The sequence below is a fragment of the Enterococcus sp. AZ040 genome, assembly GCF_050499185.1.
Classification (GTDB): Bacteria; Bacillota; Bacilli; order Lactobacillales; family Enterococcaceae; genus Enterococcus_D; species Enterococcus_D entomosocium.
This window is the reverse complement of record NZ_JBMHEW010000001.1, coordinates 1-22,132: the sequence shown is the minus strand read 5'-3', so window position 1 is coordinate 22,132 and position 22,132 is coordinate 1. Positions and strand designations below refer to the sequence as shown.

Sequence of the window (22,132 nt, the reverse complement as noted above, 5' to 3'; positions counted from 1 at the left end):
TCATGGAAAACACAATTATCGAAAAGTCTTTACAATTTCTTCGTTTAAAATAGCTCAAAAAGAAAAAAGAGCATGACGAAACGCCCGTTTGCGAGTACAATAGAAAAAATATCAAAAAATAGGCGGTGGCATATGCGCGCAGATCTTTCAAACAAAAACCGAATCGTTGTAAAAATCGGCACCAGCTCGTTGATTTATCCCAATGGTGCCATCAATCTAGCTGGCATCGATGAATTAGCCTTTGTCTTAGCAGCTTTGCAAAACCAAGGCAAAGAAATCATCTTAGTTTCTTCCGGGGCGATCGGTGTTGGCATGAACAAGTTAAATTTGAAAGAACGACCCGTGGAGATTCCACAGCAGCAAGCCGTGGCCGCCGTTGGCCAATCGGAACTGATGACGATCTACAACCAGCGTTTTCAAAGCTATAGCCAGCAGACTGCACAAATTCTGCTGACCAGAGACATCATCGAATTTCCCCAAAGCCGTCAAAACGTTAGCAACACCTTAGAGCAACTACTTACGATGGGGATCATCCCGATCATTAATGAAAACGACACGGTGGCAGTAGATGAATTGGACCATCTCACCAAATTTGGCGACAATGACCAGTTGTCAGCGATCGTCGCTCAGTTGACGAAAGCCGAGCTTTTGATCATGCTTTCTGATATCGATGGCTTTTATTCCGCCAATCCGCTGAATGATCCTGATGCCGTTTTGTATTCCGAGATCAATGAAATCACCCCGGAACTTTTAGAACAAGCTACGGGAAAAGGCAGTCCTTATGGAACCGGCGGTATGACCAGTAAACTAAAAGCCGCCCAACGCATCTTAGACGTGAACAGTCACATGCTGCTCGCTAACGGCAAGCAGCCGAAAATTATTTTTGACTTGCTCGCAGGGGAACCTGTCGGCACCCACTTTTATCAACGAACGGAGGATGAGCAATGAGCAACTTGCAAACGATCGGTCAACAAGCTCAAGCAAGCGCCCAGACATTAAGCTTACTGAGTGCCAGTGAAAAAAATCACCTACTGGTAGCGATGGCCGATGCTTTAGAAAAAGCTACTGAGACGATTTTAGCTGCTAATCAACAAGACCTAGCTGCCGCAAAAGCCAAAGGAACCAGCCAAACGATGCTGGATCGACTGTTGCTGACAGAACAACGGATCACAGAGATGGCTAACGGCATCCGAGAAGTCGCCCAATTGCCCGATCCAATCGGTGCCGTGGATAAAATGTGGCGCAATGCTGACGATCTTTTGATTGGTCAACAGCGGGTGCCTTTAGGGGTCATCGGCATCATCTACGAAGCTCGTCCTAATGTCACCACTGACGCCGCTAGTCTGTGTTTCAAATCAGGAAATGCCGTGATTTTGCGTGGTGGAAAAGAAGCCTTCCACTCCAATCAAGTCCTCGTGACTATTTTACAAGAGGCATTAGCTGCCAATGGACACTCCCGCCATGCGATCCAGTTTATCGAAGACACGAGCCACGAAACAGCGGCTGAACTAATGCGTCTGACGGATTACTTGGATGTTTTGATCCCCCGTGGGGGCGCCGGCTTGATTCGTCGCGTCAAAGAGACCGCCACAGTACCAGTGATCGAAACCGGCACCGGCAACAATCATATCTACATCGATCAAGCCGCCCAGCTGCCGATGGCACTGGCGATCGTCACGAATGCAAAAACGCAACGCCCTTCTGTCTGCAATGCCATCGAAACGATCCTCGTCCATGAAGCAGTGGCAGCGGAATTTTTGCCAATGGTAGAACAGCAATTTGCCAATCAAGTCGAATTGCGAGGAGATGAAAAAGCATTGGCGTTTTTAAACAATGCACAGCTTGCCACTGAAGAGGACTGGGCAACCGAGTTTTTAGACTATATCTTAGGCATCAAAGTGGTGGCTTCGCTAGAAGAAGCCATTGCCCACATCAATCGCTACAATACGAAGCACTCCGAAGCGATCATCACTGATGATTATTTCGCTTCCCAACGCTTCTTGAAAGAAGTTGATGCGGCGGCGGTTTACGTCAATGCCTCGACCCGTTTCACGGATGGCTTTATGTTTGGCTTTGGTGCCGAGATCGGCATCTCGACGCAAAAACTACATGCCCGTGGGCCAATGGGGTTAGAAGCACTGACTTCCACCAAATACATTATTTATGGCGAAGGACAGATCCGTAATTAACGATATGCAAAAACAGCCCCCTGCTGTAGTGTCCCCCAAAAAGTTCGATCAAAAGCGAACTTTTGGAGGTCGGTACACCCGTGCAAGGGGTTGTTTTTGCGTCTTCTTATGCTTGTGCAGCCCGCAAAACGAAGGAAAGCGGGTCGATGCCAAACAATTCTGTCAGCACCCGATTGGTTGTGGCAAAAACGTCTGCTTCACAACTCTTTTTCGGACAAGCAATCGTCTGTCCTTTGCTGGAAAACGTATCCTGGCGGCTGCCTTCTACAAAAATCACTTCTTGTGTTCCTTTGCGATAGATCAGCCCTTCGTCTTCTTCCAATAATAAGCGAGTTTGCCACTGATTGATTTGAGCTATGGGCATCACCAAGGAAGCAACATCCAAGTTTTCTAGCGAAAAACAACGACCATCTGGCAGCTGCAGCATGAAGGTATTGAGTTCATAAGGCAAACAGGCATTGCACCCTCCTTCTGTGATGACTTGGCTCGTGAGGATTTCTACGTTCATTCGTTTCGTCTCCTTTCATGAATGCTTCATGTTTAGTTTATCACAAAACCTATGGCCCACGGCGGAGCAATTATTCCGCCTTAAGTTGGATGTTTTTCTTCTTCCTTCTTGCTATGCTAAGGATAAGAAAAAAAGTCTAGGAGGAGTCGCTATGAATACAGAAAGTTTATTAGGAAGAATCGTTACTGTCGTGGCAGTTTTAATCGCAGCATCTCTTGTTTTATCTGTCGTATTAGGCATTGTTGGTGGGTTGATCGGATTGATCTTCCGTTTCGGGATTCCTTTACTGCTGGCCGTTTTGATCGTTCGCTGGTTAACCTCGATTCGCCAAAAACCAAGAAAATATTATCGTTAATTGCAGGAAAACCAAAACCACCTGACTTTCCAAGAGTCAGGTGGTTTTTTCTATCCATCAGCCTAATGCGACATCTAGAACCATCATTAAGATAAAGCCTAACATGACGCCAAAGACCGCAAAATGGCGGCGACTCGTCAAGGTTTGCTGCGCTTCTGGAATCAATTCTTCCACCACCACATAAATCATAGCACCCGCTGCAAAAGCCAACGCATACGGCAAGACAGCGGACATACTCGTTACCAACAAAGCCCCGATCACACCCGCGATCGGTTCAACGATCCCAGATGCTTGCCCATACATAAAGGCTTTGGTTCGGCTTAACCCTTCTTGGCGCAAGGGGATCGAAACGGCTGCGCCTTCTGGAAAATTCTGGATCCCGATCCCGATCGCTACCGAAAGTGCTGCTAAGATCGCAGCTCGCGGATCATCAGCACTAGCCGCCGCCCCAAACGCTACCCCTACCGCCAAGCCTTCCGGGATATTATGTAGTGTGATGGAAAAAACCAGCAAGATCGTTCGCTTCAAATGACTAGGCAATCCTTCTGTTTCATGATTCGGACCAAAATGCATATGTGGGAGTGTCTTATCTGCTGCATAAAGAAACAAACCGCCCAAACCAAACCCGATACTGACCACCAGCCACGGAATGTCGCCATTTTCTTCGGCTCGTGCGATCGCAGGATCTAATAACGACCAGAAACTAGCGGCGATCATCACTCCAGAGGCAAACCCCAGCATTGTATTCAGGACATTTTTATTGATTTCTTTGAAGAAAAAGACTAGCGCTGCCCCAAGCGCCGTCATACCATACGTAAAGATCGTCCCCGCCAGCGCTTGCTGCCATGGCGACAATCCAACCAACCAATCCACCATTCGTCTGCTCCTTTGTCTGACTATTCTACCAATACTCTAGCATAGGAAGCCGTCAGGTTCTACTAGGAAGGCAGCAGCAGCCAAAATTTTTCTTTCACCAGCCCTAAGCCTTTCCCGATGAAATCCTCGGCTTTACTTGAAAGTTTCAACATTCATCGCTATAATGCTAGGAGACTCCATGTCAATTTATATAAAGTGAGGAAAAGAATTGATTACAGTAAGTGATGTAAGTTTGCATTTTTCAGACCGCAAACTGTTTGATGATGTTAATATTAAGTTTACGCCTGGTAATTGTTATGGTTTGATTGGTGCAAATGGTGCTGGTAAATCAACTTTTTTAAAAATTTTATCTGGTGAGATCCAACCTTCGACCGGGAACGTTTCTTTAGGTCCTGATGAACGGATGGCTGTCTTGAAACAGAACCACTATGATTACGAAGAGTTTCCAGTGATCGAAACGGTCATCATGGGCCATAAACGTCTCTACGAAGTGATGAAAGAAAAAGACGCGATCTACATGAAGGAAGACTTTTCTGATGAAGATGGGATTCGTGCCGCCGAACTAGAAGGCGAATTTGCGGAACTTGATGGTTGGGAAGCAGAGCCAGAAGCAGCCGTTCTTTTGCAAGGCCTGAACATTCCCGATGAATTGCATCATGTCTTGATGAAAGATCTAACTGCTGGTCAACGGGTAAAAGTCTTGCTCGCACAAGCCCTTTTCGGTAAGCCAGACGTCTTGCTCCTAGATGAGCCTACCAACGGATTGGATATCCAATCTATCAACTGGTTAGAAGAATTTCTAATCAACTTTGACAACACTGTCATCGTTGTTTCCCATGACCGCCACTTCTTAAATAAAGTTTGTACCCATATGGCCGATCTAGACTTCGGCAAAATCAAATTGTTTGTCGGCAACTATGATTTCTGGTTGGAATCAAGCCAATTAGCGGCGAAATTACAATCACAATCAAATGCCAAAAAAGAAGAGCAGATCAAAGAACTGCAAGACTTTATCGCACGCTTTAGTGCCAATGCATCAAAATCCAAACAAGCAACGTCTCGGAAAAAAATGTTGGATAAAATCACCCTTGATGATATTCAACCTTCGTCCCGCCGTTATCCATTTGTTGGTTTTAAACCAGAACGTGAAATCGGGAATGACTTGCTGCAAGTCGACAATGTCAGTGTGACGATCGACGGCAAAAAGATTTTAGACAATATCTCTTTCACCTTGAATAAAGACGACAAAGTCGCTTTTGTTGCCAATAGCGATATCACCACCACGACGCTATTCAAAGTCATCATGGGGGAAATCACTCCTGATACAGGTAGTGTTCGTTGGGGCGTCACCACGCAGCATGCCTACTTGCCAAAAGATACGACCAGCGAATTCGATACGGATACCCCGATCGTTGATTGGCTGCGTCAATACGCAAGCAAAGAAGAAGACGACAATACCTTCTTGCGCAGCTTCCTAGGTCGCATGTTATTCTCTGGTGATGAAGTATTAAAACCCGTCAACGTTCTTTCCGGGGGCGAAAAAGTTCGCTGCATGTTGTCGAAAATGATGCTTTCAAAAGCCAACGTATTGGTGTTGGATGATCCAACCAATCACTTGGACTTAGAATCGATCACCGCATTAAACGATGGTTTGATGGCCTTCACCGGCTCATTGTTGTTTGCTTCTCATGACCACCAATTTATTCAAACCCTTGCGAACCGTATCATTGCGGTCTCTAGCAAAGGCGTGGTGGATCGTGCCGAAACGACCTACGATGAATTCTTAGAAAACAAAGATGTCCAAAAACGCGTAGCAGAAATGAATCAATAAGCTGCTTCTACAAAAAAGAACGCTCCAGTTGCCTGCCACCAAGGCTGCAACTGGAGCGTTCTTTTTATTTTGTCTAATACTTCGGGCATGTTGGGCAGGTTACGCTTGTTCTAAACGGGCTTTGCCGAATGAAAACAGCGCCAAGCAGCCGTAGCCGGTATGACTGGAGATCGTTGGACCTAATGGATAATGATGAATAATAATGTCAGGAACTTTTTCGGTCAAACGCTTGATGACTTTCTCCGCTGCTTCGGCATCGCCAGCATTGGCAAAATAAACCGTATTGGTTTTTGATTCGTGAAGATTGGCGATGGTTTGATCCACGATTTTTTGGATCGCTTTGTTGCGTCCCCGCACTCGATCAACACTGCGTAATTTTCCCGCGGTATCTACGGTAATGATTGGTTTCACATTCAACAATCCACCGATCGCTGCGGCTGTTTTAGAGATTCTGCCGCCGCGTTCCAATTGTTTTAAATCATCGACGGTGACCCATGAATCTAAACGCAGTTTATTTTCTTCTACCCATTGGCTGACTTCCAGCAACGAACGCCCTTGGGCTTTTTGTTGGGCTGCTTCAGCAACTAAGAAGCCTTCGCCTAAACTAGCAGAGCGCGTATCGATCAAGGTGATCGCGACTTCTTTGTATTCTTCTTTTAGTAAGGCTACGGCTTGGACGGCACTTTGGAATGAGCCGCTCATTCCTGAAGAAAAACCTAAATAAAGGACCGGTGTGCCCGCTTCGACATATGGCCGAAAATATTCCATATAACGTCCGACATTGATTTGAGAAGTCGTCGGTTGCGCATGCTCTTTTAGTTTTCCTAAAAACCATTCCGTATCAAATTCTTTGCCCATATCATCGATATATTCTTTGCCATCTAATTCAATCAGCATTGGAATATAGGCGACATCTAGCTCCGCTAATCTTGCTGCTGGTAAATCACAGCAGGAATCTGTCATGATTTGAAACATGGTTTCACCCCTCTCGTTACCCCCTATTATAGCAAAAAAAGAACAAGACAGAAGAAATTCTCATCAAAAGCAGCCAAACTTATCGTTGACCGCTTCTGACACAGAAGTTCTTTGTCTTGTTCTGATGCTTTCGCGTCAGGTTAAATTTGCGCCCAAACACTTTCTAAGATGTTGGTTTGGCTGCGGTCTGGCCCTACCGAGAAGGTCGAAATGCGGACACCGACTAATTCAGAGATGCGGTGAACGTAATTGCGTGCATTTTCTGGCAGATCTGCCAATGTTTTGCAGCCAGTAATGTCTTCAGACCAACCAGGAAGTTCTTCGTAGACTGGTTTGCAGCGGTTCAACTCTTTCAAGCTTGCTGGGTAATGATAGATCAATTCGCCGTCTAGTTCATAAGCGGTACAGATTTTCACGGTTTCTAGGCCGCTCAAGACATCGATCGAGTTAAGGGATAGGTTCGTGATCCCTGAGACCCGTTTTGAATGGCGCATCACGACGGTATCAAACCAGCCCACACGACGAGGTCGTCCTGTCGTTGTCCCGTATTCACGACCGATCTTACGAATTTGTTCACCTGTTTCATCAAACAGTTCCGTTGGGAATGGACCATCTCCTACCCGAGAGGTGTAGGCTTTGCAGACACCAACGACTTTGTTGATTTTTGAAGGGCCCACACCACTACCGATGGTGACACCTCCAGCAACGGGGTTGGATGACGTTACGAAAGGATAGGTTCCTTGGTCGATATCCAGCATCACGCCTTGTGCCCCTTCAAATAAAACTCGTTTGCCTTCATCTAAGGCATCGTTAAGGATCACCGAAGTATCCGTCACATATTTTTTGATTTGTTGGCCATATTCGTAATACTCTTCAAAAATATCTTCAAAGGCGATTGGCTCTGCATCAAACATTTTCACGAATTGACGATTTTTTTCTTCTAAGTTGATACGCAGACGTTCTTCAAAAATTTCTTTGTCTAAAAGATCAGCGATCCGAATGCCGACTCTGGCTGCTTTATCCATATAGGCTGGTCCGATCCCTTTGATTGTCGTACCGATCTTGTTGTCACCTTTGGCATCTTCTTGCAGCTGATCCAAATGGATATGGTAAGGTAAAATAACATGTGCACGATCAGAGATCTTCAAGTTTTCTGTTATTATATTGTTTTCTTTCAAGTATGCTAATTCTTTAACTAATGATTTCGGGTTCACAACGACCCCGTTTCCAATGACACTGATTTTATCTGCATAAAAGATCCCTGAAGGAATCAAATGCAGTTTATAGGTCACACCGTCAAATTTAATCGTATGGCCGGCATTGTCTCCACCTTGATAACGTGCAATGACTTCCGCGTTTTCACTCAAAAAGTCCGTAATCTTTCCTTTACCTTCATCGCCCCATTGTGTACCTACTACTACTACAGATGACATATAATGACCTCTTTCTTTAATTAGTGCATTCCTTAAGTATTGTAACAAGATTCGCAAGCTCTTTCAATCTAAAATCGAATAATCGTTTTAAATTCTCATTTTTCAGGGGTAAAAAACGAACTATTTTCTTTGGAATAATTATTTATACACGTAAAAACGAATAAAGTCGACACATAAAAAAAGCCCTACTACCATCAGCGCAATGCAGACGGCAGCAGGAGCCATTGTTTTTCAAATAATTGGTGTCTTACCCGAACTCTTCTCGTGGCGAGACCGAGGAGAATTTATTGTATTCTTTGATGAATAGAAGTTCGACCGTCCCCCGGGCACCACTCCGGTTTTTTTCAATAATGACTTCGATCACATTGTTGTTTTGTTGTTCTTCTGGTTCATCGTCATCGTCGCCTTCACTGCGGTAGTAGTCATCCCGATACAAGAAAGCAACGATATCGGCATCCTGCTCGATCGACCCTGATTCCCGGATATCACTTAAAACAGGACGTTTGTCTTGTCGCTGTTCCACACCCCGAGAAAGCTGAGACAGTGCAATCACCGGCACTTTCAATTCCTTCGCCAGTTTCTTTAATTGGCGAGAGATCTCAGAGACTTCTTGTTGGCGGTTTTCGCGACCCGTTCCTTCAATCAGCTGCAAATAGTCGATCAAAATCAAGCCGAGATTGCCTTTTTCTTGCGCCAGTTTCCGACAACGCGCCCGGATCTCAGAGATCTTGATCCCGGGGGTATCATCGATATAGATATTGGCGTTAGAAAGACTGCCCATGGCAACGATCAAATTCCGCCATTCTTCTTCTGAGAGCTGCCCCGTCCGCAAGTGACTAGCCTCAATCGAGCCTTCCGCACAAAGCATCCGGTTGACCAATGATTCAGCCCCCATTTCCAGACTAAAGATCGCTACGGAACGATCGGTTTTCGTTCCGACATTTTGCGCGATATTCAAGGCAAACGCGGTTTTCCCTACCGCGGGGCGGGCAGCGAGAATAATCAGCTCTTCTTTTTGCAGCCCCGCCGTCATTTTGTCTAAAGCCGCATAACCCGTAGGTAATCCGGTGATTTCTTCGTTGTTTTGCGCCAACTGATCGATCGTTTCGATCGTCCGATTCAAGACTTCCGCTATCGATTGGAAGCCATTGCTGTTGCGCTTTTCGGATACTTCTAAAATACTTTTTTCTGCTTGATCAATGATCGATTGTACATCTTCATCTTGTTCAAAGCCTTTGGTTACGATACGGCTCGCTGTTTGGATTAGATTGCGCAGCGTGGCTTTGTCGTCAACGATCTTCGCATAATAAGCAATACTTGCTGCTGATGGTGAAGCTTGACTCAGTTCAGTCAGATACGTCAGACCGCCAACATCTTCAAGACTGTTGCTTTTTTCAATTTCTGCTTTCAACGTAATCAAGTCGATCGATTCACTACGGTCGTTCAACTGGATCATTGCTTGAAAAATTATTTGATGGCTGCGGCGATAAAAATCTTCTGGGGCGATTACTTCCATTGCATCGATGATCGCATCGGCATCTAAAAAGACTGCCCCTAGGACCGCTTGTTCCGCTTCAATATCTTGTGGGGGAACTTGATTTTGCCAAACTTCATTCATGCCATTCGCTCCTTCGTCCATTCATTCTACAAGATTCCCATCCAAAGTACAAGATTGCTTGGACGTTTGCCGAAAAAAACCCCAACATGTGACTGTTGGGAGTAATGCTTATTCTTGAATGGTATGAACATTGATCGTTGCTGTTACTTGTGGGTGCAATTTTACAGGTACTTGCGTAAACCCTAATGCACGAATCGGCTGATCCAATTCGATTTTGCGTTTGTCGATCTTAATTTTGTATTGCTTGTTCAAGGCATCGGCAATTTGTTTTGATGGGATCGAACCGAACAAGCGGCCATCTTCCCCTGCTTTGGCATTGATCTTCACGACGGTTTCTTCTTTTTCAAGAAGTGCTTTTAACTCTTTCGCTTCTGCTAAGACTTCCGCATCTTGTTTTTCTTTGGCTTTTTGTTTGCCTTTTAATTCTGCCATGCTTTCATTGTTGGCAGGTTTGGCTAAGTTGTTTTTGATCAGGAAGTTTTGTGCGTAGCCATTAGGGACTTCCTTGATATCGCCTTTTTTGCCTTTGCCTTTGACATCTTGTAAGAAAATAACTTTCATCTTGGTCACTCCTTGTTATTGTTCATTTTTCGTTAATTCCGCTCGCAACTGGTTTTCTACATCGCCAATGCTGCTGTTTTTTATTTGCGTGGCTGCGTTGGTAAAATGTCCGCCGCCGCCTAATGCCTCCATCAAGGTTTGTACATTGACTTTTCCGGTACTTCTAGCACTAATACCGATCAAATCTCCTGGCTGTTTCGTAATGACAAACGCGGCATGGATCCCATTGATCGATAGCAGAGTATCGGCCGCTTTTGCAACGGTGACACTATCGTACACCCGATCTTCATCCGCTGCAGCAATCACGATATCTTCTCGGAAATGCTGGCTGCGAGAAACCAGTTCACTGATCATCAAATAGGAATCTAAATCCGTACTCAACATGTATTGAACCAATGACGTATCTGCGCCTTGATTTTTCAAATAGCCAGCAATATCAAAGGTCCGACCAGTGGTTCGCACCGTGAAGTTCTTCGTATCCACGTAGATTCCCGCTAATAAAGAAGTCGTAATAAATTTAGGGACTTGCGATCTGCGAGAAGCGCGATACTGGATCAATTCTGCTACCAGTTCCGATGCTGAAGACGCGGAAGATTCAATATACGTCAATAATGGCTTATCGGGAAACTCATCCCCGCGACGATGGTGATCGATCACTGCGATTTTGTCAAATTCATCATAGACCGCTTGCGAGATCGACATCGACGGCTTATGGTAATCTACCATCACTAAGACACTTTCTTCATTTGATAAATTGACTGCTTCTTCCCCACTGATCACAAATCGTTCCAGCTCGGGGTATTTTTTCAATTCTTCCAATGCCCGCTGAATGTCGGCGGTGATCTCTTTCGGATTTAAAATGATGTAGCATTCTTTGTCGCTCATCATCGCCATGTAAGCCACCCCAAAAGCCGAACCTAAAGCATCCATGTCCGGGTAACGATGACCCATGATAAAGATCCGCTGGTTTTCAGCAAAAATCTTTCTCAACGCCGTACTCATGGCACGAGAACGAACACGCGTTCTCTTCGGCGTACCATCCGTATTACCGCCAAAGAATTGCGGTTTTGCTTCTTCTTTGGCTTCTTTTAAAACGACTTGATCGCCGCCACGAACTAACGCAATGTCGAGATTGTTTTGTGCCACTTCACCAATCTCTTCAAAAGACTCTTCCCCATAGGAGATTCCCATACTGATCGTTAATGCCAGATCATTTTTTTCCGCAACTTGCCGTACTCTAGTCAAAAATTGGAATTTTTCTTCCTTCATCCGCTCAATATCTGAATACTTCGCGACGAAAAGAAACCGCTCGGAATTGATTCGTTTGTAAAAAACATGATTCTCACTTGCCCAATCAGAAATCAGTGTCGTGATCAGCGAGTTCAAATAAGAAACTTGTTTGTCGTCTTTTTTCTCAATCAAATCATCGTAATTATCAATTGAAATCAACCCAATTGCTGCCATCTTTTTTACCCCTCAATGTATCATCCCATTTTTTTGAAGCTTTGTTCCTTATTTTACCACAAAACAATCAAATAGGCGATTGATGCAAAAAGTTCCACGTGAAACTTTTTTGATGAGATAATCATGGGAAAATTTCTGTCACTCGTTATTTTATCTGTATATAAAATAACAAGTATTTCTTCAGTAGATAAAAAAATTGACAAGCTTCAAAAGAAACTTGTCAATGAAAATCATTCGATTTATTCTTCGCCTACGAATGGAAGTAATCCCATAATACGCGCACGTTTGATTGCAATGGTAAGTTTGCGTTGGTTTTTCGCACCAGTACCAGTTACACGACGTGGTAAAATTTTACCGCGTTCTGAAATGAAACGTTTTAGTAATTCAATATCTTTATAATCGATATGTTCAATATGGTTTGCAGCAATGTAGTCTACTTTACGACGTTTGCGTCCGCCTCTTCTTTGTTGTGCCATCCTATTTCCCTCCTATCAATTTCTTAGAATGGTAAATCATCGTCTGAAATGTCGATTGATGAGTTTCCGAATGGATCGGAGTTGTCTCGATCAAAATTAGGCATTCCTGATGGTTGAGAGGATTGAGTTTGATTTGAGTTATTGTTACCAAATCCAGAAGAACTATTTGAGTTATACGTATTGCTGCTGCCAGATCCGCTATCAGTTGTGCGTCTTTGCTCGGAAGCATTTCGCGATTCTAATAATTGGAAGTTGTCAGCAACGACTTCTGTTACATAAACACGTTGGCCTTGTTGGTTGTCGTATGAACGGGTTTGAATACGTCCAGTAACCCCTAATAAAGTTCCTTTGCGTGCATAGTTTGCTAATGTTTCCGCTGGTTTTCTCCAAATAACACAGTTGATGAAATCAGCTTCGCGCTCTCCACTTTGGTTGGTAAAATTGCGATTTACCGCCAAGGTAAAGGTTGCGACACCAGTGCCATTAGAAGTGTAACGTAAATCAGGATCTTTGGTTAGTCTTCCTACTAGTACAACATTATTAATCAAAGTTCATCATCTCCTCATCGCTTTTGTTTCATGTGAAACAATATTATGCTTCTTCTTTGACAATCATGTGACGGATAATGTCATCATTGATTTTCGCAAGACGGTCAAACTCGTTGATTGCACTTGCAGTTGTTGAAGAAGAAACTTTAACGATGTGATAGATACCCTCACGGAATCCATCCATTTCATACGCTAGACGGCGTTTTTGCCAATCTTTTGATTCGATAACTTCAGCGCCGTTATCAGTTAAGATTGAGTCAAAACGAGCGATCAATGCGGCTTTTGCTTCTTCATCAATGTTTGGACGAATGATATATAAGATCTCATATTTCGTGTTTTCCATTGATTTTTCACCTCCCTGTGGACTTTGGCCCCTAGTTTTCTAGGAGCAGAGAGAGTGGTCTAATTAGACTACTCACAAATAATTATTATACACTTTTTTCGTCCCTACTGCAAGCTATTTTTTGCGTCCCTGCATCTACCCATCACCGCAAACAATCGCTTACACTGATAAATACGTCAGCTGCTGCCGATTTTTTGAAAAAGAGTAAAAAGACAGCAAGCTGCAGGTTCGCAGGTTGCTGTCTTCCTAGAAAATGTATTGCTTATTCTTGTGTATCCGTGGTGTCTTCCGTTGTTTCTTCCACAACTGGCACGTCTTGTCCCGCTGTTTCTTCGGCAGTCGTTAGTTCTTCTTCGACTTCCGGTTCAACCGTTGCCATCGTCACTACTTTGGCATTGTTTTCCATCTTCATCAAACGAACCCCTAAGGTTGCCCGACCAGTTTGGGAAACAGTCGCTACATTGAAACGAATCAAGACGCCTTTATTGGTGATCACCATGATGTCTTCCTCACCGCTGACCGTCGTCAAGCCGGCTAATGGACCGTTTTTCGCCGTAATATTGGCTGTTTTGATCCCTTTTCCGCCACGACCTTTGATTGGGTATTCAGAGCCTTTGGTGCGTTTGCCATAGCCGTTCTCAGTGATGACCAAGACTTCACTGTCTTCTGTGATCACAGCGGCACCTACGACGTAGTCTCCATCTCTTAGACGAATACCTCGCACACCAGCAGCTGTTCGGCCCATATCCCGAACAAGGGCTTCTTTGAAAGTCACAGAGTAGCCATCGTGGGTGCCGATGATCACGACATCTTCGCCATGGGTTTCGATCACGTTAACCAACTCATCATTTTCCCGAAGACCGATCGCAATCAGACCATTGGCACGGATATTTGAAAAGGCCGTCACTGAGGTCCGTTTGACCACACCTAGACGCGTCGTGAAGAACAAGTAGCGTCCTTCTTGAGGCCCACCAGAAGCCGAAATGATCGCTTCGATCCGTTCGCTAGAATCGATCCCTAGCAGATTGATCACAGGGATACCTTTGGCTGCCCGACCATACTCAGGAATTTCATAGCCTTTGGCTTTGTAAACTTTCCCTTTATTGGTGAAGAACAGTAATGTGTCGTGAGTCGAACAAGAAATCAACGTCTTCACGAAGTCTTCATCGTGGATCCCCATTCCTTGAACGCCACGTCCGCCGCGACGTTGTGCACGGAATTCAGACTTAGCTACTCGTTTGATGTATCCATTGTTCGTCAAAGTAATGACGATTTCTTCTTCTTCGATCAAGTCTTCATCTTCAAGACTTAAGACTTCCCCAACCAATAATTCAGTCCGGCGATCATCGCCAAAGCGTTGGCCTAATTCTTGCAACTCCGTTTGGATGATCTCTAGGACTCGTTGTGGATTTGCTAAAATGTCTGTCAAATCAGCGATAAATTCTAACAAACCTTGGTACTCGTTTTCGATCTTGTCGCGTTCCAAACCGGTCAAGCGACGCAAACGCATATCTAAAATTGCTTGCGCTTGGCGATCGGACAATTTGAAGCGCTCCATCATGCTATTTTTTGCTTCATCATCAGAATTTGATGCCCGGATCAAAGCAATGATCTCATCGATATGATCCAATGCGATCCGTAACCCTTCTAAGATGTGGGCACGGGCTTCTGCTTTGTTTTTATCAAACTGTGTCCGACGAGTTACCACTTCTTGTTGATGCTCGATGTAATTTTCTAAAATTCGTTTCAAACTCAAAATCTTCGGCACGCCTTTTTCAATGGCTAACATATTAAAGCCAAAAGAAGATTGCAGTGCAGTCATTTTGTAGAGATTGTTTAAGATCACCGACGCACTGACGTCGCGACGAACGTCGATAACGATCCGCATGCCTTCACGAGACGATTCATCCCGCAGATCGGTGATTCCTTCGATCCGTTTGTCACGGTGCAGCTCAGAGATCCGCTCGATCAACTTCGCTTTATTGACCATATACGGCAATTCAGTCACTAAGATCCGTTCTTTACCGTTGGGCATTTCAGTCACTTCGACTTTTCCGCGAACAGTGATCGAACCTTTCCCTGTTTCATAGGCACGGCGAATACCGGATTTTCCCATGACGATCCCGCCGGTTGGGAAATCTGGTCCCGGCAGGACTTCCATCAATTCACTTGTCGTGACTTCTGGATTTTCCATCAATAGATCGATGGCTGCAATAACTTCATTCAAGTTATGAGGCGGGATATTGGTCGCCATCCCAACAGCGATCCCCGTCGTCCCGTTGACCAAAAGGTTCGGGAAGCGTGCTGGTAATACCGCTGGTTCTCGTTCTGTATCATCATAATTGCTTTGGAAATCAACAGTATCTTTGTTGATGTCCCGCAGCATCTCCATCGCCAGTTTGCTCATGCGGGCTTCGGTATACCGCATCGCAGCGGCACCGTCACCATCGACTGAGCCAAAGTTTCCGTGGCCATCGACTAACATGTAGCGATAGCTGAAGGGCTGTGCCATCCGCACCATTGATTCATAGATCGCACTGTCACCATGGGGATGGTATTTCCCCATGACATCGCCGACGATCCGGGCTGATTTTTTATGGGGCTTGTCTGGTGTGACCCCTAATTCATTCATTCCATATAAAATTCGGCGGTGAACCGGCTTTAAGCCATCCCGCACATCTGGTAAAGCCCTAGCAACAATTACACTCATTGCATAATCGATAAAGGACTCGCGCATTTCACTGGTCAGATTGACGTCATGAATATTTTGTTTTGCTTCTTCACTCAAGCTGTTTCCTCCTCTACGATTGGCTAGATGTCAAGATTTTTCACGTAGTGCGCGTTTTCTTCGATAAAGGCCCGTCTTGGTTCGACGCGATCCCCCATCAGCATTTCAAAAATTTGATCGGCTTCAATGGCATCATCTACGCTGACCCGCAGCATCATCCGATTGTCAGGATCCATCGTGGTTTCCCATAACTGGTGGTCATCCATTTCCCCTAGACCTTTGTATCGTTGAACTGTTGGTTTTGGTGTCGCAGGTAGTGATTCAATCGTATTTTTCAAATCTTGTTCGGCATTCTTGCCGGGTTGGATATAATGGATATTTTTCCCTTGTTTGACACCGTACAATGGCGGTTGTGCGATATAGACATAACCGGCTTCAACGATGGGACGCATATAACGATAGAACAGCGTCAAGAGTAGGGTCCGGATATGGGCACCATCGACATCGGCATCGGTCATGATGACTAGCTTGTGGTAACGGGCTTTTGCTACATCAAAATCAGCACCAAACCCGGTACCCATTGCCGTAAACAATGAACGGATCTCTTCGTTTGCTAAGATTTTGTCCATGCTGGCTTTTTCGACATTTAAAATCTTCCCACGGATCGGTAAGATCGCTTGGAATTCCCGACTGCGGCCTTGTTTTGCTGAACCGCCGGCAGAATCTCCTTCGACGATAAACAATTCGCATTTTTCTGGATCATTACTGGAACAGTCGGCTAATTTCCCAGGTAAGTTACTGATTTCTAACGCACCTTTTCGGCGAGTCATTTCCCGGGCACGTTTGGCTGCTTGACGGGCTTTTGATGCCAAAAGTCCTTTTTCCACGACTTGACGACCCACATTCGGGTTTTCCATCAAGAATTTCGTGAAATGTTCGGAAAAGAGACGATCGGTGACTGTCCGCACTTCGGAATTTCCTAATTTGGTTTTCGTTTGTCCCTCAAACTGAGGATCTGGATGCTTGATGGAGATAACCGCCGTCAAGCCTTCCCGAACATCTTCTCCGGTCAGGTTTTCGTCGTTTTCTTTCATCAATTTTGACTTGCGGGCGTAATCATTGATCACCCGGGTCAAGGCAGTCTTAAACCCGAATTCATGGGTTCCGCCTTCATAGGTATGGATGTTGTTGGCAAAACTTAGCAGGTTGCTATGGTAGCTATCGGTATATTGCATGGAGACTTCAACCGTGATTCCTTGTTGTTCTCCTTCTAAATAGATCGGATCTGGGAAAATCACTGTTTTACTCGCATTCAAATGCTCCACATAGCTCTTGATCCCGCCGTCGTAATGATATTCTTTCAAAACGGGTTTTTCTTCCCGTTTGTCTTCGATCGAGATTTTTAAACCACGGTTCAAGAAGGCTAATTCCCGAACCCGCGTCGCTAATTTATCAAAATTGAATTCCGTTGTTTCCGTAAAGATCTCTGGATCTGGAACAAAGTGGACGGTCGTTCCGTGGCGGTCGGTTTCATCGATCACTTTTAAGTCATCAACGACTGCTCCACGATGGTATTCTTGATAATACACTTTGCCTTCTTTATAGACTTTTACGTCTAAAGTCGTGGACAACGCATTAACGACGGAGGAACCTACCCCATGAAGTCCGCCGGAAACCTTGTAGCCGCCGCCGCCAAATTTCCCGCCGGCATGCAGGATCGTAAAGACGGTTTCTACCGCTGGACGGCCTGTCTTGGCTTGGATATCAACGGGGATCCCCCGACCGTCATCGACGACCGTAATACTATTATCTGGTTCAATGATCACTTGAATACTTGAGGCAAAGCCTGCTAGTGCTTCGTCGATCGAGTTATCGACGATTTCCCATACTAAGTGGTGCAAACCTTCTGAACTGGTAGAACCAATGTACATCCCAGGTCGTTTGCGGACGGCTTCTAGTCCTTCCAGCACTTGGATCTGACTGGCATCATAGGCTTTCGCACGTTCAACTAAGCTTTTTTCTTCTTCTGTCATTCAGTCTATTCTCCTTTAATATGTCCTTGCTCTACATAAAAAATCTCTGCTTCCACAGACATTTTGTCTTTTACATGTTCTAATGTCGTTGTTGTCAGAAAGGTCTGAACTTTTCCTTCAATGGTTTCCAATAAATGCAGTTGTCGGGAATCATCCAGCTCACTCATGACATCATCTAATAAAAGGACGGGATATTCCCCTGTTTCTTCTTTCATCAAATCAATTTCTGCCAATTTGACACTTAGGGCCGTTGTTCGCTGCTGTCCTTGCGAACCAAAGGTCTGAACATTTTTCTCATTGATCAAAAAATCCAGATCGTCTCGATGGGGGCCTGCCAACGTGACTTGCCGAAATCGTTCACGGTCTTTGACTTGTGCCAAGGCTTTGACAAATTGCTGTTGGATCTCCTCCAGCGAGGTCGCCTCACCGGGCACATTTGATAAATAGTCGATCTGCAAGGTTTCTTTTCCTTGGCTGATCTTTTGGTGCAGCTGATTTGCCCAATACGCCAAGCGCTGAACAAACCGTTGTCTGGCTAAAATGATTTTACTGCCGAAAGCCACCAGCTGTTCCGTCAAAACATCTAAATAGATCTCATCGGTCTGTTTTTTTTCATTCAGCTGTTTTAAGTATTGATTGCGCTGTTTCAAAACGGATTGGTATTGAACGAGATCATAGAGATAAATTGGATCGATCTGCCCAATTTCCATATCGAGAAATTTGCGGCGGACTTGGGGACTTCCTTTTACAAGGGAGAGGTCTTCTGGAGCAAATAAAATGACATTCAGCTGCCCTATGTAACTACTGAGCTTTTTTTGCTCAATGTGGTTTACTTTCGTTTTTCGTCCTTTTTTTGACAAAAACAGTTCTAACGGGATCGTTGAGCGTCCCCGACTGACACTGCCAGAGATCCGCGCACCTTCCGTGTCCCAACGGATAAGTTCTTGCTCGCTGGAGGTGCGGTGGCTTTTGGTCATCGCCAATACATAGATACTTTCTAAAATATTGGTTTTTCCTTGCGCATTTTCGCCTAAAAAAATGACCAGACCTTTCTCAAAAGTCAGTGTCAGCGAATCATAGTTCCGATAATTGCTTAAATGCAACTCATTCAGCCGCATCTGCGTCTTCCTTCTTCACCATAAAAAAAGTACCTTCATCAGGTAGCTCAACACGCATTCCCGCATACAATTTGCGCCCTCGTCGATTTTCCGGCTCGCCGTCGACAAAAACGGTGTGCTCTGCAAGGTACCATTTCGCTTGGCCGCCGCTGCTGATCACACTGACTTCTTTGAGCATTTGTCCAAGTGTCATATATTCCGTTTCTAACGGTATTTGCATTTTCATAATTCCCCTCAATTCTATCAAAGAGCGTTTAGCTCTATTATACTCTTTTTTTGCCAAGAAAACAAATTCATCGGCATATTTTTCATTCTCAGAAGACTTACTGCTTTTAGACAAAAAAGAAGCCAAAATAGAAAAAAGGGCTTAAAAACGATTTTAAGCCCTTTTAACTCATTTATTCATTTTCAGATGATTGTTTCAACTTTTTTCAAAAGACATGAAAAACTAGTTGGTGCGCACCGGTGTGATCAGCTGGATAAAGCTGCCTTTGCTCTCTGTTGGCTCCAACGTAAAGGGACGGATCGCTGAGATAAAGCGGATCACGATGCTGGTGTCACCAAATGCTCGTAGTGCAGCTTTCATATAATCAGGATTGAAAGAGATCTCTAATGGGTCGCCGGTCACTTTTTCAAAAGAAAGGTCTTCTTCCACTTTCCCGATTTCTGGTGAGTTTCCATATAAGACAACAGCTTCCTCGGAGATCGCCAAACGAACGATGTTGTTACGGCCTTCATGGGAAAGCAATGACGCCCGTTCGATAGCCTGTAACAATTCTGGCACAGAAAATTCAATTTCAGTATTGAAGCTTGAAGGGATCAGACGGTTGGTATCTGGGTAAGTTCCTTCCAATAAACGAGAATAGAATTTCATAGTTTTCGTTTGGAACAATACTTGGTTATCCATAATGCTGATTTGGATCGCTTCTTCTTCATCTGTTAAGGAACGAGAAAGTTCCGTTAGGCTTTTGCCGGGAATCACGATATTGAAGGCTGTTTCCCCGCTTTCCAAGGGAATCACCCGTTGACTCAAACGGTGTGAGTCCGTCGCAACAGCTAATAATTTTTGATTTTCTAAGACAAAGTGGACCCCAGTTAAGATTGGACGGCTTTCGTGTTGCGAAACCGCAAAGACCGTTTCACTAACAACCTTATTCAACACGTGCGCTGGAATCTCGATCGAATCTTGACTTTCGACAACTGGTAAATGTGGATAACTATCGGCATCCAAGCCGTTGACGGTAAAGTTAGCTTTTCCAGAAGTGATCGCTACTTGATTATTGTCTAAAACTTCTAACGTTAAGGTACTTTCAGGCAAACGACGAACGATTTCGCTGAAGAAACGTGCTTGTAAAACGATTGCTCCTGTTTTTTCGATTTGCATTTGCGCTTTTTCGTTTTCCACACTTAAAAAAGTTTCAATGGAAATATCGGCATTGCTCCCAGTCATGGTCAATCCTTTTTCTGAAAGGGACAATTTTACTCCGGTTAAGATCGGGATGGTGGTTTTGGTTGAAATCGCCCGTTGGACAGTTTGTAATTCTTGCATGAACTCTGTTCGGTTTAAAGTTAGCTTCATAGCGATACTCCTTTAATTTATAGTTATTAAATAAAAGTAATAGTAGTAATAGGCTTGTTAGTAATGTGGATAACTCGAGAAAAGAGTGATTAGACTAACGAAAATGCCTGTGAATAACTTGTGGACAACTTTTTTGGTTCTTCTTTTCTTATCCACAGATCAGCTGAAGAGAATTTGTTTGATTTCAGCGATCTCATTTTTGATCGTGGGATCTGTTTCGACTAAATGCTGAATTTTTTCATGGGCATGAATGACCGTGGTATGGTCTTTGCCACCAAATTCGCCACCGATTTTTGGTAAAGAACTATCGGTCAATTCTCGAGAGAGATACATCGCGATCTGCCGTGGGACAACGATGCCTTTGACCCGTTTTTTCCCTTTTAGATCATTGACATGAATGTGATAGTATTTTGCGACTTCTTCTTGGATCTGCAAAATCGAAACTTGGGTCGAGCCATGGCTTGATTTCAAGGCTTTGATGGCTTCAGCTGCCAAGCTCGTTGTAATGTCTGAGTTTTGCATCGTAGCAAAAGCTTGCACCCGCACGAGTGCTCCTTCAAGTTCCCGGATATTTGAATCGATCTGTCCAGCGATATAACTTAGCGTATCGTCGGGGATCTCCAAGCGTTCGGCTTCGGCTTTTTTCCGCAAAATCGCAGTCCGCGTCTCTAGATCCGGCGGGGTGATATCAACGGACAAGCCCCAAGCAAAACGGGAAACCAAACGTTCTGGTAAAGTCGGGATCTCATTTGGCAAACGATCACTTGTGAGGACGATCTGTTTATTATTGCGATACAGTTCTTCGAAGGTATTAAAGAATTCTTCTTGGGTTCCTTCTTTATTGACTAAGAATTGAATATCATCCACCAGCAAAAGATCAACATTGCGGTATTCGTTTCGAAAATCTTCCATTTTGTTCTTTTGAATAGAAGTAATGAAATCATTGGTGAAATTTTCACTACTAACATACTTGATTTTGGCATTGGGACGTTTCAGCAACATTTGATGACCGATCGCATGCATCAAGTGGGTTTTCCCTAAACCAACGCCACCATAGAAGAACAGCGGATTATAAATAGACCCAGGATCTTCTGCAACAACTAAAGCAGCAGCGTGGGCCATCTGATTGCCTTTCCCGATGACAAAGGTATCAAATGTGTATTTTTCATTTAAGATCGATTTCGGCGGCCGCTCGTTTTCTTTTGCAGCTGTTTGAATAGTAGAAGGGGCTGTTTTTAAAGCTTCTGCTTCTTCGACAGTCACAAAACTAGGAATCAATTCTTCACCAGTTTTCATAAATCCCATTTCAACAATTTTGGCAGCTAGATTTTTTTCCCAATAAGATTTATGAAGATCGCTGGGTACTTCGATCAGCAGCTGATTTTTTTCAAACGACAAGACATTGGCAGTCTCGATCCAAGCACTATAACTGGCCGGATTCAGCTCTTCTTTAAAGGAACGTTGAAGATCTTGCCAAATAGAATCAGCAGATGGCAT

20 protein-coding genes are annotated in these 22,132 nt (G+C 44.4%); 4 read left to right on the top strand and 16 right to left on the bottom strand.

Translation table 11 applies throughout. The annotated features are described in order from the left end of the window. The first annotated feature begins 132 nt into the window (after positions 1 to 132). Both proB and IGK63_RS00095 read left to right on the top strand, forming a co-directional pair. Entirely contained in the window at positions 133 to 948 is an 816-nt protein-coding gene (proB, locus tag IGK63_RS00100; RefSeq protein WP_034872095.1) for a glutamate 5-kinase, read from the top strand. After that, positions 945 to 2,189, top strand: coding sequence for a glutamate-5-semialdehyde dehydrogenase (locus IGK63_RS00095; protein ID WP_016611670.1), 1,245 nt, complete (start codon positions 945 to 947; stop codon positions 2,187 to 2,189). The genes proB and IGK63_RS00095 overlap by 4 nt, the downstream gene beginning before the upstream one ends. Positions 2,190 to 2,295: 106 nt before the next feature. Here the strand turns inward: IGK63_RS00095 and IGK63_RS00090 are convergent, their stop codons facing one another. Further along, positions 2,296 to 2,697, bottom strand: a complete 402-nt coding sequence (locus tag IGK63_RS00090; protein ID WP_016611671.1) for a DUF4809 family protein — start codon at positions 2,695 to 2,697, stop codon at positions 2,296 to 2,298. Positions 2,698 to 2,848: 151 nt separating this feature from the next. Here IGK63_RS00090 and IGK63_RS00085 point away from each other — a divergent pair, with 151 nt between their 5' ends. Beyond that, complete coding sequence (locus IGK63_RS00085; RefSeq protein WP_008376766.1) at positions 2,849 to 3,052, top strand: hypothetical protein; 204 nt, start codon at positions 2,849 to 2,851, stop codon at positions 3,050 to 3,052. A 57-nt stretch (positions 3,053 to 3,109) separates the two neighbouring features. On the opposite strand, the gene IGK63_RS00080 is transcribed toward IGK63_RS00085, so the two are convergent. Beyond that, complete coding sequence (locus tag IGK63_RS00080) at positions 3,110 to 3,928, bottom strand: ZIP family metal transporter (protein WP_005232914.1); 819 nt, start codon at positions 3,926 to 3,928, stop codon at positions 3,110 to 3,112. A 208-nt stretch (positions 3,929 to 4,136) separates the two neighbouring features. On the opposite strand from IGK63_RS00080, the gene IGK63_RS00075 reads away from it, so the two are divergent. Next, positions 4,137 to 5,759 carry an ABC-F family ATP-binding cassette domain-containing protein gene (locus tag IGK63_RS00075; protein ID WP_005226380.1) on the top strand — a complete coding sequence of 541 codons (1,623 nt, stop codon included), beginning with the start codon at positions 4,137 to 4,139 and terminating at the stop codon, positions 5,757 to 5,759. A 99-nt stretch (positions 5,760 to 5,858) separates the two neighbouring features. Here the strand turns inward: IGK63_RS00075 and IGK63_RS00070 are convergent, their stop codons facing one another. The 14 genes from IGK63_RS00070 to dnaA form a co-directional block, all read right to left on the bottom strand. Further along, on the bottom strand, positions 5,859 to 6,734 hold the full coding sequence (locus tag IGK63_RS00070) for a DegV family protein (RefSeq protein WP_016611673.1): 876 nt from the start codon (positions 6,732 to 6,734) through the stop codon (positions 5,859 to 5,861). 140 nt (positions 6,735 to 6,874) lie between these two features. Continuing rightward, positions 6,875 to 8,167 (bottom strand): adenylosuccinate synthase, encoded by a 1,293-nt coding sequence (locus IGK63_RS00065; protein WP_005232916.1) that lies wholly within the window; start codon positions 8,165 to 8,167, stop codon positions 6,875 to 6,877. Between the two features lie 247 nt (positions 8,168 to 8,414). Beyond that, positions 8,415 to 9,785 (bottom strand): replicative DNA helicase, encoded by a 1,371-nt coding sequence (gene dnaB, locus IGK63_RS00060; protein WP_005226374.1) that lies wholly within the window; start codon positions 9,783 to 9,785, stop codon positions 8,415 to 8,417. Positions 9,786 to 9,893: 108 nt separating this feature from the next. Next, entirely contained in the window at positions 9,894 to 10,346 is a 453-nt protein-coding gene (gene rplI / locus IGK63_RS00055; protein WP_005226371.1) for a 50S ribosomal protein L9, read from the bottom strand. A 15-nt stretch (positions 10,347 to 10,361) separates the two neighbouring features. Further along, positions 10,362 to 11,810, bottom strand: coding sequence for a DHH family phosphoesterase (locus IGK63_RS00050; protein ID WP_016611674.1), 1,449 nt, complete (start codon positions 11,808 to 11,810; stop codon positions 10,362 to 10,364). Positions 11,811 to 12,049: 239 nt separating this feature from the next. Further along, on the bottom strand, positions 12,050 to 12,286 hold the full coding sequence (gene rpsR, locus IGK63_RS00045; RefSeq protein ID WP_005226367.1) for a 30S ribosomal protein S18: 237 nt from the start codon (positions 12,284 to 12,286) through the stop codon (positions 12,050 to 12,052). A gap of 23 nt (positions 12,287 to 12,309) precedes the next feature. Continuing rightward, positions 12,310 to 12,834 (bottom strand): single-stranded DNA-binding protein, encoded by a 525-nt coding sequence (gene ssb, locus IGK63_RS00040; RefSeq protein ID WP_005232920.1) that lies wholly within the window; start codon positions 12,832 to 12,834, stop codon positions 12,310 to 12,312. Between the two features lie 43 nt (positions 12,835 to 12,877). Further along, positions 12,878 to 13,177, bottom strand: coding sequence for a 30S ribosomal protein S6 (gene rpsF / locus IGK63_RS00035; protein WP_005226363.1), 300 nt, complete (start codon positions 13,175 to 13,177; stop codon positions 12,878 to 12,880). Between the two features lie 262 nt (positions 13,178 to 13,439). Next, positions 13,440 to 15,965, bottom strand: a complete 2,526-nt coding sequence (gene gyrA, locus IGK63_RS00030; protein ID WP_008376777.1) for a DNA gyrase subunit A — start codon at positions 15,963 to 15,965, stop codon at positions 13,440 to 13,442. Positions 15,966 to 15,988: 23 nt separating this feature from the next. Continuing rightward, positions 15,989 to 17,938, bottom strand: coding sequence for a DNA topoisomerase (ATP-hydrolyzing) subunit B (gene gyrB / locus IGK63_RS00025; protein WP_005232922.1), 1,950 nt, complete (start codon positions 17,936 to 17,938; stop codon positions 15,989 to 15,991). A 5-nt stretch (positions 17,939 to 17,943) separates the two neighbouring features. Beyond that, positions 17,944 to 19,056, bottom strand: coding sequence for a DNA replication/repair protein RecF (gene recF / locus IGK63_RS00020; protein WP_005232923.1), 1,113 nt, complete (start codon positions 19,054 to 19,056; stop codon positions 17,944 to 17,946). Then, positions 19,043 to 19,282: a S4 domain-containing protein YaaA gene (gene yaaA, locus IGK63_RS00015; RefSeq protein WP_008376781.1), complete on the bottom strand. Its 240-nt coding sequence runs from the start codon at positions 19,280 to 19,282 to the stop codon at positions 19,043 to 19,045. The genes recF and yaaA overlap by 14 nt, the downstream gene beginning before the upstream one ends. A gap of 222 nt (positions 19,283 to 19,504) precedes the next feature. Then, positions 19,505 to 20,635 (bottom strand): DNA polymerase III subunit beta, encoded by a 1,131-nt coding sequence (gene dnaN, locus IGK63_RS00010; protein ID WP_005226354.1) that lies wholly within the window; start codon positions 20,633 to 20,635, stop codon positions 19,505 to 19,507. Between the two features lie 159 nt (positions 20,636 to 20,794). Then, positions 20,795 to 22,132, bottom strand: coding sequence for a chromosomal replication initiator protein DnaA (gene dnaA / locus IGK63_RS00005; RefSeq protein WP_005232925.1), 1,338 nt, complete (start codon positions 22,130 to 22,132; stop codon positions 20,795 to 20,797).

Excerpts from the sequence above, each read along its gene's own strand:
- proB (WP_034872095.1), top strand. The coding sequence starts at position 133 with ATGCGCGCAGATCTTTCAAACAAAAACCGAATCGTTGTAAAAATCGGC.
- IGK63_RS00095 (WP_016611670.1), top strand. The coding sequence starts at position 945 with ATGAGCAACTTGCAAACGATCGGTCAACAAGCTCAAGCAAGCGCCCAG.
- IGK63_RS00090 (WP_016611671.1), bottom strand. The coding sequence starts at position 2,697 with ATGAACGTAGAAATCCTCACGAGCCAAGTCATCACAGAAGGAGGGTGC.
- IGK63_RS00085 (WP_008376766.1), top strand. The coding sequence starts at position 2,849 with ATGAATACAGAAAGTTTATTAGGAAGAATCGTTACTGTCGTGGCAGTT.
- IGK63_RS00080 (WP_005232914.1), bottom strand. The coding sequence starts at position 3,928 with ATGGTGGATTGGTTGGTTGGATTGTCGCCATGGCAGCAAGCGCTGGCG.
- IGK63_RS00070 (WP_016611673.1), bottom strand. The coding sequence starts at position 6,734 with ATGTTTCAAATCATGACAGATTCCTGCTGTGATTTACCAGCAGCAAGA.
- IGK63_RS00065 (WP_005232916.1), bottom strand. The coding sequence starts at position 8,167 with ATGTCATCTGTAGTAGTAGTAGGTACACAATGGGGCGATGAAGGTAAA.
- dnaB (WP_005226374.1), bottom strand. The coding sequence starts at position 9,785 with ATGAATGAAGTTTGGCAAAATCAAGTTCCCCCACAAGATATTGAAGCG.
- rplI (WP_005226371.1), bottom strand. The coding sequence starts at position 10,346 with ATGAAAGTTATTTTCTTACAAGATGTCAAAGGCAAAGGCAAAAAAGGC.
- IGK63_RS00050 (WP_016611674.1), bottom strand. The coding sequence starts at position 11,810 with ATGGCAGCAATTGGGTTGATTTCAATTGATAATTACGATGATTTGATT.
- rpsR (WP_005226367.1), bottom strand. The coding sequence starts at position 12,286 with ATGGCACAACAAAGAAGAGGCGGACGCAAACGTCGTAAAGTAGACTAC.
- rpsF (WP_005226363.1), bottom strand. The coding sequence starts at position 13,177 with ATGGAAAACACGAAATATGAGATCTTATATATCATTCGTCCAAACATT.
- gyrB (WP_005232922.1), bottom strand. The coding sequence starts at position 17,938 with ATGACAGAAGAAGAAAAAAGCTTAGTTGAACGTGCGAAAGCCTATGAT.
- recF (WP_005232923.1), bottom strand. The coding sequence starts at position 19,056 with ATGCGGCTGAATGAGTTGCATTTAAGCAATTATCGGAACTATGATTCG.
- yaaA (WP_008376781.1), bottom strand. The coding sequence starts at position 19,282 with ATGAAAATGCAAATACCGTTAGAAACGGAATATATGACACTTGGACAA.
- dnaN (WP_005226354.1), bottom strand. The coding sequence starts at position 20,635 with ATGAAGCTAACTTTAAACCGAACAGAGTTCATGCAAGAATTACAAACT.
- dnaA (WP_005232925.1), bottom strand. The coding sequence starts at position 22,132 with ATGCCATCTGCTGATTCTATTTGGCAAGATCTTCAACGTTCCTTTAAA.